Origin of the sequence: Dactylosporangium salmoneum, from assembly GCF_039532525.1 — a bacterium.
Taxonomy (GTDB): Bacteria; Actinomycetota; Actinomycetes; order Mycobacteriales; family Micromonosporaceae; genus Dactylosporangium; species Dactylosporangium salmoneum.
Map to the genome: position 1 here is coordinate 21,026 of NZ_BAAARV010000008.1, position 14,295 is coordinate 35,320.

The following is a 14,295-nucleotide window of genomic DNA, read 5'->3' on the forward strand; positions in this document are numbered from 1 at the left end:
CCCTGCTGAGATACCTCAAGGACGCAGGATGCGCCTGGTGGAAGGCTTGTGCGTTTGGTGACAATGCGGCTGCGGGTGCATTGCGGCCATCGCTACTCGGCTTTCGTCTCTTCCGGGCCGCACGCGCTCGGCCAAGTCAGGGGCGGCCGCGCGGGACAGATCGCCGAACGCCGTCCACCGCACGCTGCTGGCGCCGATGCGAACCGACCTTAGCCGTAGCTGAAACTCCTCAGCCACACCTGGAGCACTGGCCAACAGCGGCACGGCCGCGGCGATCATCTTCAGTTCGCGTGCTTCCTGGAGCAGGGGCCAGGATGGATCCTGGGTGATGTCGTAGCCGTAGGCGGCCGCCAGCTTGCTGTGTCCGCCGGTGGGGCCGAAGCGAGTTTCGTTTGCTGGTGGCGGAACGAGGTCGACCTGCCACGGTCCGATGCAGGTCGCGTCGAAGTCACACATCAGCACCCTGCCGGACGCATCGCGGAGCAGGTTTCCCTCGTGCGCGTCACCGTGTACGAGTCCTGGTTCGACGCTCGCCGCGAACTCCTGCAGGCGAGGCTCGAGCCGGTCGCACCAGGCGAGCAGATAGTCCCGGTCCTTCTCGGCGAGTCCCTCGGCGTCGTCAAGTCGGCTTCGAGCGTCGCCGATCGGATCCCACGTCGGCAGTTGCAGTGACGGGGTGCCGAGGCGATGGAACGCACGCAGCGCGACACCGAGGTCGCCAGCGTGGGGACGAGGCTCGTGCGGTGCGATGTAGCGCCACACAGTCGCGAGCAACGCTCCGTCGGTAACAGGCTGCTGGATACCTGCGGCGAGCCGGATCGTCGGCGCGTCAACCTCCTCGAACCAGACACCGAGCGCCGCGACTTTGTGCACACGCGCGTGCAATCGATGGGTGCGGGTGATCCGTACGACCAGACCGGCGGCCGGCAGAGCGAAGACGGCGTTGTTCGTCAGGCGCAGCAGGTGCACGTCCGTGTCGTCGACGCCGAGCTGTTCGCAAATGTTAGCGAGGGCTTGCCGCATCGCCGTCTCGGTGAACCGGCCATCTGCGCCCGTCATGCGACTGGGGTGGGTCGTGGCAGAGCGCGTACGAAATCGGCGACCTCCGGTAGATGCAGGTGCTGCGTAGCGTGGCGGCGCAGGTTCGCGATCCGTTCATTCACCCGTGGCGAGGTCAACGTCCCCGCCTGCCGCCGGGCGATGTCGCCGGCCTTCAGCGCCAGGTCCGGGGCGTCGGCAAGGAAGTATGCGCCGGCCAGACCGACCTGGTTGAGAACCGTACTCCGCGTGTTCTGCGGACCGAACGCGTTGATGGCGTAGGGGACGGTTGGGGGGTGCTGGCGTAGGCGGTCTACGGTGGCATCGCACGGTGCGCAGTAGATCCCGTGGTTGTCGCTGGCCGGCAACGATCGGCACCTTCCGCAACGGCGCCGACCGCTCGATACGCGTCGTGCCGACGCTAGTGACGACATGTCAGTCGGCTGACCGCTGTTGTGTCCGATCTAGCACGAGCGAGTCGAGCAAGGGCGAGTCGGTGGTGTGCTGCTCACTGCCGATCTGAATCCATCCCCAACGCTCGTACATGGCGCGAGCAGGGGCTTCGGCGAGGGCAGTGAGGATCGCGTACGGCTCGAGCCGCGTGTTCAGGATCGTGTCGTGGAGGGCTCGGCCGATGCCGTTCCCACGCCATCGTCGTTGGACGACGAGCTCGATGAATGCGAACTTGCGCGCGGCTTGTACCGCGGGTGGTGGCTCGGTGGTCGAGCCTGCCCACCAGCCGTCGGCGGGCATGGTGAACCCGAACGCGAAGCCGATCAGGTCGCCGGAGCCCGACCGGGCAAGTTCGAGCTGGAATCCATCGCGATCCCGCTGGCGGCGGGTCCGAGCCAGGAACGCCTCCCGGTCCCACAACGGTCCAGCGTTGTAGGGTGGTTCCGCGTATGCCTCAACGTAGATGTCGGCCATTTGCTGGAGTATTGCCTCGTCGAGCGCGGTCAAGCGCTCGATGCGGAACAGTTCGGTGTTCATGCGGCCTCAGTTCGACGCCGTCGGCTGGAACGCCGCGGCAAGGTCGTTGCAGAGCCCGGCGACCGCGGGCACTGTTCTTTGGTCGTCGGGCACAGCGTCGGCGACCTTCGCGGCGGTCGCCAGGATGTAGCGATTGCGCCATTGCTCAGTGGTGTGCGCGAGCGTCTCGCGCGCGTGCCGGGCTCCGTCGGAGATGTATCCGGCTCGGATGAGACATTCCGCCCGGTGCAGCTCGATCTGGGTCCGGCTGATGACCCGCGACGGAGCGTAGAGGTGCAGAGCTCGGTCCTGCGCCCTTGTGGCCAGCGTCAACGCGCCGGCCGTCGAGTGCACGAACGACTCCGCATGGCGAAGCCGCCGCTCGGGCCATCCCATGATCGACTTGCTGCGGTTGGTCACCCGGTCGGGCAGCTGGTCGAAGGTCTCCTCCAACGTTCGCAGAACGCGGGCGGCAGCCTGATGCTCGCCGACGATCGCGAGGGCCTGGGCTTTGCCACCGAGCAATTCGGCCCGGCCGGCCGTGGGCGCGGCGCTCACGGCCAGCCCTTGATCCGCGATGGTCATCACCACGTCGAGCGGTCGGCCGAAGTAGATGCCTGACGTCGTCTCGTGGCCGTAGACCCATTGCAGCACCGCCGGGTCTTTGGCAAGGTGCGCCATGCGGCGGCCGAGCCGCCACAGGTGCTTGACCTCACGTCGATACCCGAGATCCGTGCAGGCGAGCGCCGTCAACGCAGCAAGTCGGGCAACGACTGCAGCCAGGCTGCGCACCTGCGAGTCGCCGCTGGCGGACATCAGCAACTGGCGGACGTCGAGCAGGTCGCCCACCAGATCCCGCGCAAGTTCCCTACGCGGTTGTGTGTGGTACTCGAAGCCGTACTCGTCACAGGCTTGGCGCCACTCATCGATGAGGCCATCCACCGAGGCGCGGCCTTCGTCAGCCTGTGTGACTTCGGTAGGCGCCGCGCGGAAGCCGGCGCCGTATGTGGCGAGCGCTAGCAACAACGTGCGTCGGAACATGCCGCCAGTTTCGTCGATGCCGTCTTGCAGGGCCATGCCGAAGTCCGCATGCTCACCCTTTGTAGCCGCTGCCCACCAAGCCGTCCGAAATGCCGCCTCGACGTCGGGTCGAGTAACGCCCTTGTGGGCCGGTGCCACCTCGAGCTGACCATCGGGCGCGTTCACGGGTTCGCCCCGTTGACATGGCGTGCGTCGGAGGCCCGGGTTGGTTCCGGGGCGGTGGGGGTGTTGGCTGTCGGGTGGGTGAACCAGAGCAGGTGGACGGGGATGGCGAGGAGTCGTGCCCAGTGGATGAGGCGGTCGATGTTGTGTTCAGGCTGACCGTTCTCCATGCGGCTGATCTGGCCTTGTGTGACGCCTACCCAACTACCGGCGATCTCTTGTGAGATGGGGATGCCGTGGTGTGGGTGCCGGCGGTAGGCCGCGATGAGGTGGCCCATGTGGCGGTCGTGTGCGGCGTCGCGGATGGTCGGGTGGGACCAGAAGTCTGCGGGGACGGCTGGGGGGTGCTGGCGTAGGCGGTCCACGGGTGGCGTCACCCAATTCGAGGCCGCCCAGCGAACCTGTGCGCTGCGGTGGCTTGCGGTGCTGTGGAAGCAACGCGACCGACGCGCTGCAGAGTTCCTGCGTCAACTCGACCGGGTACGCCTGTTGCAGTCCGCCGACAGTCCGTGGCGGCTGTAGCCGAGCACTCGGCGTGTCGCTGGGGTAGGTGCGGCGCGACATACACACGTTCGATTCCGGTCGGCGTTTGGCCGTTCGGGCGGCTGTCCGTCATCACCACCGTCGCACGCCGGCCCGGTTTCGCCGACCCGGCCCGCCGCTGGGCCGGCGCCGGCCTCTACCGCCGACGCGACGGCACCGTGGGAACGTGCCGTCGCCCACGCCGTCGGCCACCCGGGCGCCGCCGGGCTCCTCGCCCGCCGGGCTCCTCGCCCGGGTCGAGGACACCGCCACGCCCACCGACGCCTACATCGCCCGCGACGTGCTGGCCGCCGCCCACCTGCTGCCCACCGCGGACCGCACGATGCGGGACGTGACCGAGACGGTGCAGCAGGCCGGACTGGGCGCAGGCGACATGCCGCCGACGCTCCTGGACCGTCTGCTGCAGGCGACCGGCACCGCTGAACGCCTCATCAGCACCACCGTCCGGGCTGCGGCGCGACCGGCAGGAACGAACCAGATGCCGCCCGAGGCCGCCGGCGCGGCCGAGCCGTCCAGCAGACTGCGCGGCGCGTCCTCGAGCTGAAGCACGGTGCCGGCCTCCACGCCGCCGCTCGGCGTGTCACCGGCCCCTTCGGCGTGCCATACATACGTTCGAGAAACGCGCGGTGTGGATGCTGCCGTCACGGCCCGCCGCGGCTTAACCTACGCAACGTCGCCGGTCCGTGAGCGCGGCCGGCTCTGATCGAACGGAGTGGAGCAATGGCGGAGATGGACGTGCCGTGGCCACGGGTTCGCAGGACCGTCGGACATACCGTGGAGGTCACGGTGGCCGGCGAGCCTGGCGTGTTGACGGTCGGGCGCGGCCCGGACGGTGCACCGTGCCGGATCGAGCTGCGGGCCAGTGTGCACGGCTCGTTCGTGGCCGGGTCCACGGATGCGTTCGCGACAGCGATCACCGTCGGTCTGCAGCACGGCGTCCCGGCGGCTGCGTTCACCGACGCGCTGCGCCGTGCCGGGCTGGGCGCGGCGAACGAGGACGGTACGAACCTGCTGGTCGAGATGTGCACGACGGCGGAGTCCGCCGGCCAGGTCGCGGCGGCGGCTCGATGACCGCAGGTACCGGGTTGATCGACGAGCCGGGCCGGCTCCGGCATGCGCTGGTCCGCACGTTGATCGATGCGGGCTGGCTGACCGATCCAGCAGTGGTGGCGGCGTTGGAGACGGTGCCACGGCACGTGTTTGTGCTGCAGGTTCCGGTACAGCAGGCGTACGCCAACGACGTGGTCCACACGAAGCTCGACGCGGACGGGCGGCCGATCAGCGCGGCGTCGCAGCCACGGATCGTGGCGATGATGCTGCAGCAGGCCGCGATCCGCGCCGGGGACCGGGTCCTGGAGATCGGCGCCGGCACCGGATACAACGCCGCGCTCGTCGCTGCATTGGCGGGCCTGACCGGGCAGGTGACGACCGTCGACGTCGACGCGGACATCGTCGACGCCGCGGCCGAGCATCTGAAGGCCGCCGGGTACGGGTCGGTGCGGGTGGTGTGCGGTGACGGCGCGCTGGGCTATCCACCGGGGGCGCCGTTCGATGTCGTGATCGCGACCGTCGGCGCTTGGGACCTGCCGGCATGTTGGCTGGAGCAGGTTGCCGTGGGCGGCCGGCTGGTGGTGCCGCAACGCATCCGCGGCGGGATGACCCGCTCGGTCGTCTACCAGCGCTCCTCCGGCGGCGGGTGGGTGAGCGTGGACAGTCAGATGTGCGGGTTCATGCCGCTGCGCGGCGGCGCCGCCGCCGACCCGCACGGCTCGCTCGATCTCAGCGGCGACGGCCTGGTCCGCATCGACGTCTACCAGGACCAGCACATCGACGGCGAGGCACTGGCCGGTGTACTCGACACGCCGCGCGTCCAGCTGCGCACCGGGGTCCGGTTCGGTGGCCAGGACTCCCTGGAATGGCTGTGGCTGTGGCTGGCCTGCGCACTGCCCGGCGGGCTGAGCGCCCTGCAGACCGACCAGACACCCCGCGACGAGGGCCTGGTCCTCGCCCCGTACCGGGTCTGGACGATGGCGACCACCCGCCGCGGCGCGCTGGCCTACGTCACCCTTCTCCCCCCGGTAGATGACGGCGACGGTCGCGGCACGGAGGTCGCCGTCGTCGGGCACGGTCCGGGCGGCGATCTCCTCGCCGAGCAGGTAGCGGCCGAGGTCGTGCGATGGGACCGCCAGTACCGCGACCAACTGGTGTGGTTTGCCGTCGGCCCGGCCGGAACGGCGATCGGCACGGACCACGACACTGCGGGATCGTTCGTGTTTGCCATGCCGAGCGGCCGGCTCAAGGTCCGGTGGTCTGATGCCGCCGATTGACCCGACCGCAGCCAAGCCGACCAGTCCGTTGTTCACCGCGTAGTGCAGCGCTCCGAAGCGCTCGACGGTGCGGGCCACAGCGTTCGTTGTCTTCGGACCGGCTGACGTCCCCGGGGTGGGCGAGGGCTTTGCCGCCCGCGGCGGTGATCTCGGCGGCGGCCTGGGCGAGCTTGTTCTCGCGCCGTCCGACGAGCGTGACCGCCGCCCCGCGTTTCGCGAGCAGGATCGCGGTGGCCCGGCCCATACCGGATCCAGCGCCCGTGACCAGGGCGACCTTGTCGGCGAATTCCTCTTGCATGGCCTGTTCCTTCGTGCGGCTGGCAAGTCAGCGGACGGCGGGCAGGTCGACCGGATAGTCGGCTCCCGTGTCGGCGGAAGCGGAGACGGCCTGCCAGGCTGTGGCTTCGGCGATCTGGCTGCGGGAGTAGTTCAGGGCCATCCCGACCGCTCCGGCGCCGAGGAGCAGATGGCTGGGCAGGTTGTCGGCGTGGACGATCCGCACGAGGATGTCCGAGGCCCGGTCGGGGTCGCCCTGCGAGGCGCCGCCGCCGCGTAGCAGTTCGGCCATGGCACCGACGGTCTCGCGGTAGTCCTGGGGTATGTCGTCGACCTGCATGGAGGCGCCGGCCCAGTCGGTAGCGAATCCGCCCGGTTCGACCACGAGGTAGCGGATCCCGAACGGCGCGGTCTCGGCGGCCAGGACGCGGGTGAACCCGTCGACGGCGAACTTGGCCGCCTGATAGGAGCCGAGCCCGGGGGCGTGGCCGACGCGTCCGCCGACCGAGGAGAACTGGATCACGATGCCCGCGCCCTGCTTCTTCAGCAGCGGCAGTGCGGCCCGGGAGACGTTGTAGACGCCCCAGAAGTTGGTCTCGAACTGCCGGCGGAAGTCGGTCTCGCCCGTGGTCTCGACGGGCGAGAGGTTGGCGTAGCCGGCGTTGTTGACCACGACGTCGATCCGTCCGTACTTCTGGATTCCAACTGCGAGCGCCGCGTCGGCCGCCGCGGCGTCGGTGACGTCCAGGGCCACCGGGAGCACTCGGTCGCCGTACTGCTCGGCCAGGTCGGCGAGCTGTTCGGGCCTGCGGGCGGTCGCCACGACGTTGTCGCCGGCCTTGAGGGCGGCGGTGGCCAGGGAGCGACCGAAGCCGCGGGAGGAGCCGGTGATGAACCAGGTGTTGGTCTGCGCACTCACAGTCCTAGTGAAATACGGTTGCACTATTATTGCAACCCGATTGCGCTAATTTCGCCATCGGCGATTTGCACTACAACGAGGTTGCGGTAGGATGGCGCGCGGTGACTGGTTTTGGCTTTGAACGTGCCCGTACCCCCGAAGCGAAACGCGCCCGGCAGGAGGCCATCCTGGCGGCGGCTGCCGGGCTCGCCACGGCCAACGGCGTGCGGGAGGTGACCGCGAGCGCCATTGCCGACGAGGTCGGTATGCACAAGTCGGCGATGTTGCGCTACTTCGAGACGCGCGAGGACATCTTCCTGCAGCTGGCGGTCGGCGCTTGGGGCGAATGGTCGGCGGCGGTGCGCGGCGAGCTTGAGAACCTCACGGCTCGCCCCAGCGCCGGCCGTCTGGAATGGGATCGGACCGCGCGCGAGATCGCCGCTGTGATCGCGCGCTCGCTGGTCTCCCGCCCGCTGTTCTGCGACCTGCTGGCGCACACACCGCTGAACCTGGAACGAAATGTCTCACTGGAGAGGGTCCGGGCGTTCAAGACTCGCGCCATCGCCGTGACCGCCGAAGTCAGCGCCACGCTTTGCACGGTCACGCCGTTGCGGTTCGACCAGGCGCACAGCGTCGTCGCCACCGCAACCGCGATGGCCGGAGCCATGTGGCAGATGGCGGCCCCCGGCACGAAGCTACGCGACTTCTACGAATCCGAACCCGAACTCGCACACGCAGTCGTGGACGTCGAGCCGCAGCTGACCGACATCGTCGGCGCCCTCCTCGCTGGCTACGCCGCGCGCTCGGCGACGCAATGACCCTTTAATCCGGGCGACCGACTGTCGTCAAGATCGCGAGTAGCTTGGCGCACGACTCGATCGCGACGGGGTTGGTGGCGCGAACCGGCCGCTGAGGTGGAGGCTGAGGGCGATGCCGACGGCAGAGCTGGCGCACGTCATCAACCAGGTGGATTGCCAGCCGCCGGTGAGGCTGGCCAGCCAGGCGGCGATGCCTGGACCGGCGAGGCTGCCGGCGTTGAAGAGTTGCTGGATCAGTCCTATGGCGGCTGGGGTGGAGCCGCCCTCCGGGGTCAGTTCCACGGCCGTGCGCAGCAGGGTGGCCGGTATCGCGCCGCCGATAACGGAGAAGACCGCCACGCAGAGAAACCGCAGCGTCGTTTCCACGGGCACGGCCTTCCAATCGGGTGCGAAGGCCAGCACTGACGTGGCACCCATGACCACAAAGGCGGAGATGAGCAGGGCGCGGGCGGGGACGCCGTGCTGCAGAATCTTCGCGGTGACCACCGAGCCGATGGCGTTCACCCCTCCGACCGCCGCGGTGAGCACTCCTGGGACGACGCCGGTGATCCCGCTGTCCTGGTAGACCGTCGGTAGGAACCCGACCACGGCCATCCATGGCAGCGTGTAGCACGCGAACGCGAGACCGACGGTCCACGGCCTGCGCGAGCGGACGGTTCGCGTGATACGTTTCGTCGCCATGGCCGGGCGACGGGCGCGGCTGCGCTCGTCAGGGGGAACGTAGGCGATCACCAATGGCAGCGGTGCCAGCGCGACCGCGGCCATGATCCACCACCACACCTGCCATGGAAGGACCTGCAGGATCACGGCGCTGGCCATGAGCCCCGCGAAAGCGGAGATGCCCTGATAGGCACCCCACAAGCCGATGGCCGCGTTGAGCCGGCGTTCGGGGGTATGTCGGCGGATCAGCCCTGGGCCGGTTACCGCCACCATGACGAGACCGGCGCCCTCTACCGCCCGGGAGGCGGTCAGCGGAGCCGCCGACCAGGCGAGGGCTCCTGTAGCGGACCCCAGGCCCAGCAGGATCAGTCCCGCGCTCAGGCAGCGTCGCTCGCCGATCACTTCGGCGAGGAGGGATACGGCCAAGCCGCCGAGCATCCCCGCCAGCTGGACGACCCCTAGGAGTGTTCCGGCCTGGAGCAGCGTGATGGACAGGTCGTCGCGCAGTTGGGGGATCGCGGACGGCAGTTTCCACACCTGCAGCCCGGCGCTGATTCCGGCGAGAACCACGATGGTCCACGATCTGCTGATACGCGACGCGTGCGCCTTCACCGCCATGACGGCCTTTCTTGGAAAGTGCGTGGTGTCGCCAACTTCCCTCGACGGCAGGCATTCGCGCAATACAGCTCAGTTCATGTGCGATAGGTGCTCACTCTTTCCGGATGTTCGTGTCACAATGCTCAACGTGCCCAGCATCGACGCCCTGGACGCACGGATCGTCCTCGCCCTGGACGACGACCCGGACGCCACGATCCTCGCCCTCGCGCAGACCCTTGGTATCGCCCGCAACACCGTCCACGCCCGGCTACGACGGCTGGCGGCCACCGGCGCGCTCAAACCGTTCAGCAGGCGCGTCGACCCCGCCGCCCTCGGATATGGCCTCGTCGCCTTCATGTCACTGTCAGTACGGCAGGCCGAACCCGAGCAGACCCGTCAAGGGCTGCTCGCCCTCCCGGAAGTTATCGAAGCCCACTACACCACCGGCGACGCCGATCTCCTGGCCCACATCGTCGCGAAGGACACCGCTGACCTGCACCGCATCACCAACGCCGTGCTCGCCATCGAAGGAGTCGACCGCACCAGCACGATCATCTCCCTGGGCGAGGTCGTCCCCTACCGGCCTCGCGACCTTCTGCACCGCTTGGCCGAAGGATGACTCCACGGCCCGCATCCCCACCGCGACGAATGCCGCCGAACACCTCAAATGCCTGGCAGTTTGGCGACACGATAGGCCCTCTCTTGGTACGCGCGGCTGTTCCGCGCGAGCCGAGGCTGTCGCGACGCGTCCGTTCAGCCGTCGTTGACGACGGCAGCCTGCGCGGCTGTTGGTTCATCCGCAAAGGGTCCACGTGGCGGCTGCGGCTGCAGCCGTCCCTCGACACCGACGCCAGCCCCCTGCACGCGGCACCCGACTGGCCGGCGGCGTTCCAGCAGGCCGGTGCTGGTCCGGGCTCGCCGGTCGTGGCGAGCTCACCCGTGGTCTGCGGGCCGTCCTCGCCCACCACGTGCTGTTCCTGCTTAACCGCCACGGCGGCGACGCCGCCGACCAGCACACCCTCGCCGCCGCAGCACGCCGCGTCGTCTTCCAGCATGAACCCTGCGCCTGCCGAGAATGCCATCCATGCAGGTGGTGGGCTCCGCCCGCTTCCTCTTGGCCAACACGTCGCCCGGCCGTCAAGATCGGAGCGGAACGCGGCAGGATGAGCTCTCGTGCTGCTGCGCCTGGCTTACCTGACTGTCACGAACACATTCGCCGCGCTGCGGCTACTGCCGATGGACGACCGGAACAAAGACGTCGAGATTCTGGCGCCGCGGCATCAGACCACCGTCCTGGAGCGGCAACCCGGCACCGACCGAGTGAAGTTCGCACCCGAGGACCGAGCCTTCCTCGCCGCCCTTCTCCCTCCCCTGGGGTGGGTGAGGTCAGCGTCCACTGTGGATTCGGTGGTGTCGGTGAGGAAGGCGTGATGCCGCCACAGCGGGAACAGTGTTTCCTGGCCTTCGGGGGCTGGGTTGCGTTCTTTGACCCGGCGGATGATGAGGCGGGCGGTGACCTTGTGGCGGCTGGACTCGAACGCGGTGTAGACCGTTTCGGCGACCTCGGCCTCGGAGATCCAGCAGCCGGTGTCGGAGTCGTGGACGGCACCGGGGTAGCGCACCGGGGTCCACGCCTGCTCGTCGATGCCGGCGATCGCGGCGCGGAGCTTGGGGTTGGACTGCAGGGTGAGCGAGAAGTTCACCCCGGCCTTGCGGCAGGTGGCGGCCACTGGGCCGGAGCCGAACGCCGAGTCGGCGCGGACCAGGATCCGGCCGGTGGCGCCGCAGGCCCGCGCGGTGGTGATCGCCTGGCGTACGAGGGATGCCGCACCGCGGGCGGAGCCGGCGTTGCCGCCGCGGAGCCGGGTCGCCGCGATGACCGGCGCCGCCTCGGTGGTGCTGATCGTGGCCACCAGTGGGGACAGGCCGCGCAGCCGCACGCTGTAGCCGCCGACCTTGGCGTGCCCGAACGCGGCGCCCTGCTTGGCGTGGCCGTAGACCCGCCGCAGCAACGAGTCCACGTCGACGTACGCCTGCCTCGCCGCGCCGGGCAGCAGCGGCGTCGCCGCGGCGAGGGCGCCCAGCAGGTCCCGGGCCGCGGCCTCCAGCTGCAGGGCGTGGCCGTAGGTGAAGAACCGCAGGAACGACCCCAGCGTCGAGGGCGCGTACACCCCTCCGAACAGCGTGGCCATCCCACCGTGCCGCAACACGTCCAGGTCGTCGATGCTGTCCGCGCCGGCAGCCATGCCGGCCACGACCGCGGCGGCCTTGGCGCCCGGGTTCGACCCGGTGGACAGGTCCGGACGCACCCGAGCCGCGACCAGCCCGGCCAGATCGACCTGCGCGGCCAGGCCCATCGCCGGAACCAGGCCGGCGCACGACACCAGATTCGCCTCGTCGAACACCGCGTCCACTGCGCGGCGAGCATGCAACAATCGCACCTACGAGATGCCCTCTCGACCAGGGTGATGGAAGCCTAGAGAACTCCCATCCTCCCAGGTCAGAGGGCATTTCCCATACCCTCGCATCTCACGACGTCACCGCTGGTCGGTGGATCGAGGCTAAGCGGGGAAAATATGGCGCAGCATGTGCGGGTGCATCCTCGGCATCCGGACGCCGGCGGCCGCGGCCAGGTGTCGGAGCCGGCGGCAGGCGGCGTGGCGGTCCATCCGGCCGCCGAGCGTGTTGCGCAGGATCGGTCCGTCGGTGCATGGCGAGCGGGTCGAGGTCCTCGTCGGCGCACCAGCGCGGGAAGACCCGCAGGTCCGACTCGCTGTGCGGCCGGGACTGGCCGCGGTAGCGGCCGAGGTAAGCGGCTATCGCCGCACGGAGCAAGAGTTCGCTCGGCGACCCGGCGCCGGCGCCGGGAACAAGAAGGTCGGCCTTGTACTACGGTGCGTCACCAGCCGCGATGAACACCAGCACGCCCGCCGCGGCAGATCTGGATAGCCGCCCGGCGACGATCACCCGAACTTCGTCCATTGCCCTTCGGAGACCACCTCGACTGAGCCATCGACGACCTTGATGGCAGTCTGTTCGTCGATGGCGTAGGCCGGGACGCCGATGTCGGCGGCCCATCGCTCCGCGTCAGCCATGGTGTTCGTCGGGAAGAGGTTCAGGTGCGGGAAGATCGAGAAGTCGACGACTCCCAGGGTGCGGTCGTCTGGTGCGGACGGCCACTCGACGAAGTAGTCCCCGATCCGGGGCGTCATCACGATGCTTCCGGCGCTTACTCCCACCCAGACCTTGTCGGGCAGCGAAGGCAGCAGATCGGCCAGCCCGGACTCGCGCATCCAGTGGCACAGGTATGTCGCGTCGCCTCCGTCGACCAGGAGCACGTCGGCCTTCCGGACCCAGGGGACCCATCGCTCCGCGCCGATGGTGGGCAGTGCGGTGAGCTCGAGGACACCGAGCGACGCCCAGCCCAGGCCGGTCATGTATTGCCAGTCAGGCTTGGGCTCGGCGGCGACGAAGTCCCGTACCGACGTCGGACCGCACATCGGGTGACCCCACTGTGCTGTCGGGACGCAGAGGGCGTGGCACTCGTCGATCGGCTTGCCGAGCAGCTGCACGAGCACCGAGTAGATGCTCGGGTTCGTGACGCCGCCGGACGTGAGCAAGAGCTTCACGATGCCTCCGAATTGACGCGCGAAGGAGAATGTGCCTGATGACCAAGGGCCGCGCCAGCACTCATCGTAGTTCGGGCGTCCACTTTCGGCGGTCCTCGGTGGGCGGGGCGACTACCCTCCACCCGGTCCTACTTCGCCCAAGACGTGCACCCGACCGAGGCGCGCGGGACGCGCATGTCACGGCGACCGCTCATCGGCATCTTGCGCCCTCATGGACTCTTCCAGCTCGTGATCGATAGCCGCTGCAGCCCATCAGCGAACGCCCGCTACGGCCGGGTGCGAATTTCTTGGCGAGCCGAGTCACGAAGGCCTGTGGAGCCGCAACCTGGAGGTGACGGCTCGACCTGCTCAGCCTGGAGGTGCCTCATGGCCAGCCGCGGCGTGATCTTCAAGTCCTGCACCTGCACCGTCGACGGCCAGCCCGGCCGCCGCCGCAATCGCGCCTGCCCGTCGCGCCGGCCGGCGTCGAAGGCAAGCCAGCCTGTGCACATGTGGAGTCGGCCGGTCGCGCAGCGCAGTAGGTCCTGCTCGAGCGGGTCGCGGCAACTGCCACGGCGGATCAGCTCGTAGCTGTCGCCGAGCAGCGCGTACGCCGCGCGCCAGAGCGTCGTCCCGCCATGCTGATGGTCGAGGCCATGCAGCCGCCCGGTCTCACCGACGATCCGGTGGACGACCGCTGGACCGTTTGCCGCCGTCGGGACCGGTATGCCGATCGAGGCCGACGTGACTAGGCCGAGCTGGAGAAACATGCGGCGCTGCATAACCTCAGATGGTATGGCGGAGAGCGGATCCTGGATGGGTGCACGGCCGGCCAACGTGATGAGCACGCCATCAGCGCCGAGCGCTCGGTCGAGCGCAGCCGCCACACCGGGGCTCCAGCCGCGTTTGGGCCGTTCGAGATGGCTGAGATGACCTGCGCTGATTTGCGTGAGCGACGCGAGATCGCGGAATGACAGGCCGCGCGTGCGACGGAGCCGTCGGAGCGCTGCGGGAAAGTCGTCATCCTGGGGCGTGGCGTTCATGGTGTGGCAGTGGTTGCGATCCCCGATGGGGGCGATGACGACGCCCCGGCGCCGCCGGCCAACGGCTCGAAGTTCAACCTGTTGCGATCCCCGATGGGGGCGATGACGACCGGCCTCGACCTCGCGCCAGTAGCGCACCTGCCGCTGTTGCGATCCCCGATGGGGCGATGACGACGAGCAGATTCGTGGCTATCCGATTCCGGCATAGGCGTTGCGATCCTCGATGGGGGCGATGACGACCCCAACCTTAAGGGGGTGTCTCAGTTGGTGAGGTTGTGGCCTCGGGCATGATCTTCTCTTTGTGGCGGATGTTGT

16 protein-coding genes are annotated in these 14,295 nt (G+C 69.0%); 5 read left to right on the top strand and 11 right to left on the bottom strand.

The genetic code is table 11. From position 1 onward, the window contains the following. Positions 1-15: 15 nt before the first annotated feature. The 5 genes from ABD352_RS06125 to ABD352_RS06145 all read right to left on the bottom strand — a co-directional run bounded on the left by ABD352_RS06125 (position 16) and on the right by ABD352_RS06145 (position 3,488). The gene (locus ABD352_RS06125; RefSeq protein ID WP_344611221.1) at positions 16-1,059 is read right to left on the bottom strand and encodes an aminoglycoside phosphotransferase family protein; all 1,044 of its coding nucleotides are present in this window, start codon (positions 1,057-1,059) and stop codon (positions 16-18) included. Further along, the gene (locus ABD352_RS06130; protein ID WP_344611222.1) at positions 1,056-1,406 is read right to left on the bottom strand and encodes a hypothetical protein; all 351 of its coding nucleotides are present in this window, start codon (positions 1,404-1,406) and stop codon (positions 1,056-1,058) included. Before ABD352_RS06130 ends, ABD352_RS06125 begins: the two co-directional genes overlap by 4 nt. A gap of 67 nt (positions 1,407-1,473) precedes the next feature. Beyond that, on the bottom strand, positions 1,474-2,028 hold the full coding sequence (locus tag ABD352_RS06135) for a GNAT family N-acetyltransferase (protein WP_344611223.1): 555 nt from the start codon (positions 2,026-2,028) through the stop codon (positions 1,474-1,476). 6 nt (positions 2,029-2,034) lie between these two features. Further along, positions 2,035-3,213 carry a hypothetical protein gene (locus ABD352_RS06140; RefSeq protein ID WP_344611224.1) on the bottom strand — a complete coding sequence of 393 codons (1,179 nt, stop codon included), beginning with the start codon at positions 3,211-3,213 and terminating at the stop codon, positions 2,035-2,037. Further along, a complete protein-coding gene (locus ABD352_RS06145; RefSeq protein WP_344611225.1) occupies positions 3,210-3,488 on the bottom strand; it encodes a helix-turn-helix domain-containing protein in 279 nt (92 codons plus the stop codon). The genes ABD352_RS06140 and ABD352_RS06145 overlap by 4 nt, the downstream gene beginning before the upstream one ends. 431 nt (positions 3,489-3,919) lie before the next feature. Here ABD352_RS06145 and ABD352_RS06150 point away from each other — a divergent pair, with 431 nt between their 5' ends. From ABD352_RS06150 to fxlM, 3 genes are all read left to right on the top strand, one after another. Next, complete coding sequence (locus ABD352_RS06150) at positions 3,920-4,297, top strand: hypothetical protein (RefSeq protein ID WP_344611226.1); 378 nt, start codon at positions 3,920-3,922, stop codon at positions 4,295-4,297. Positions 4,298-4,539: 242 nt separating this feature from the next. Beyond that, the gene (locus tag ABD352_RS06155) at positions 4,540-4,824 is read left to right on the top strand and encodes a hypothetical protein (protein WP_344611227.1); all 285 of its coding nucleotides are present in this window, start codon (positions 4,540-4,542) and stop codon (positions 4,822-4,824) included. After that, a complete protein-coding gene (gene fxlM / locus ABD352_RS06160) occupies positions 4,821-6,080 on the top strand; it encodes a methyltransferase, FxLD system (RefSeq protein WP_344611228.1) in 1,260 nt (419 codons plus the stop codon). Before ABD352_RS06155 ends, fxlM begins: the two co-directional genes overlap by 4 nt. On the opposite strand, the gene ABD352_RS06165 is transcribed toward fxlM, so the two are convergent. Together ABD352_RS06165 and ABD352_RS06170 are read right to left on the bottom strand one after the other, a co-directional pair. After that, positions 6,049-6,378: an SDR family NAD(P)-dependent oxidoreductase gene (locus ABD352_RS06165; protein ID WP_344611229.1), complete on the bottom strand. Its 330-nt coding sequence runs from the start codon at positions 6,376-6,378 to the stop codon at positions 6,049-6,051. The genes fxlM and ABD352_RS06165 overlap by 32 nt on opposite strands. 27 nt (positions 6,379-6,405) lie before the next feature. Continuing rightward, positions 6,406-7,275 (bottom strand): SDR family NAD(P)-dependent oxidoreductase, encoded by an 870-nt coding sequence (locus ABD352_RS06170; protein WP_344611230.1) that lies wholly within the window; start codon positions 7,273-7,275, stop codon positions 6,406-6,408. A 65-nt stretch (positions 7,276-7,340) separates the two neighbouring features. On the opposite strand from ABD352_RS06170, the gene ABD352_RS06175 reads away from it, so the two are divergent. Beyond that, positions 7,341-8,072, top strand: a complete 732-nt coding sequence (locus tag ABD352_RS06175; protein ID WP_344611231.1) for a TetR family transcriptional regulator — start codon at positions 7,341-7,343, stop codon at positions 8,070-8,072. A gap of 27 nt (positions 8,073-8,099) precedes the next feature. Here ABD352_RS06175 and ABD352_RS06180 read toward each other — a convergent pair whose 3' ends face one another. Next, entirely contained in the window at positions 8,100-9,350 is a 1,251-nt protein-coding gene (locus ABD352_RS06180; protein WP_344611232.1) for an MFS transporter, read from the bottom strand. A 127-nt stretch (positions 9,351-9,477) separates the two neighbouring features. Between ABD352_RS06180 and ABD352_RS06185 the strand changes: the two genes are divergently transcribed. Beyond that, positions 9,478-9,948: an Lrp/AsnC family transcriptional regulator gene (locus tag ABD352_RS06185; RefSeq protein ID WP_344611233.1), complete on the top strand. Its 471-nt coding sequence runs from the start codon at positions 9,478-9,480 to the stop codon at positions 9,946-9,948. 661 nt (positions 9,949-10,609) lie between these two features. On the opposite strand, the gene ABD352_RS06190 is transcribed toward ABD352_RS06185, so the two are convergent. The 3 genes from ABD352_RS06190 to ABD352_RS06200 form a co-directional block, all read right to left on the bottom strand. After that, complete coding sequence (locus ABD352_RS06190; protein ID WP_344611234.1) at positions 10,610-11,743, bottom strand: IS1380 family transposase; 1,134 nt, start codon at positions 11,741-11,743, stop codon at positions 10,610-10,612. A gap of 549 nt (positions 11,744-12,292) precedes the next feature. Continuing rightward, positions 12,293-12,958, bottom strand: a complete 666-nt coding sequence (locus tag ABD352_RS06195; RefSeq protein WP_344611235.1) for a Type 1 glutamine amidotransferase-like domain-containing protein — start codon at positions 12,956-12,958, stop codon at positions 12,293-12,295. Between the two features lie 266 nt (positions 12,959-13,224). Then, complete coding sequence (locus ABD352_RS06200) at positions 13,225-14,118, bottom strand: helix-turn-helix domain-containing protein (RefSeq protein WP_344611236.1); 894 nt, start codon at positions 14,116-14,118, stop codon at positions 13,225-13,227. Between the last annotated feature and the right edge of the window lie 177 nt (positions 14,119-14,295).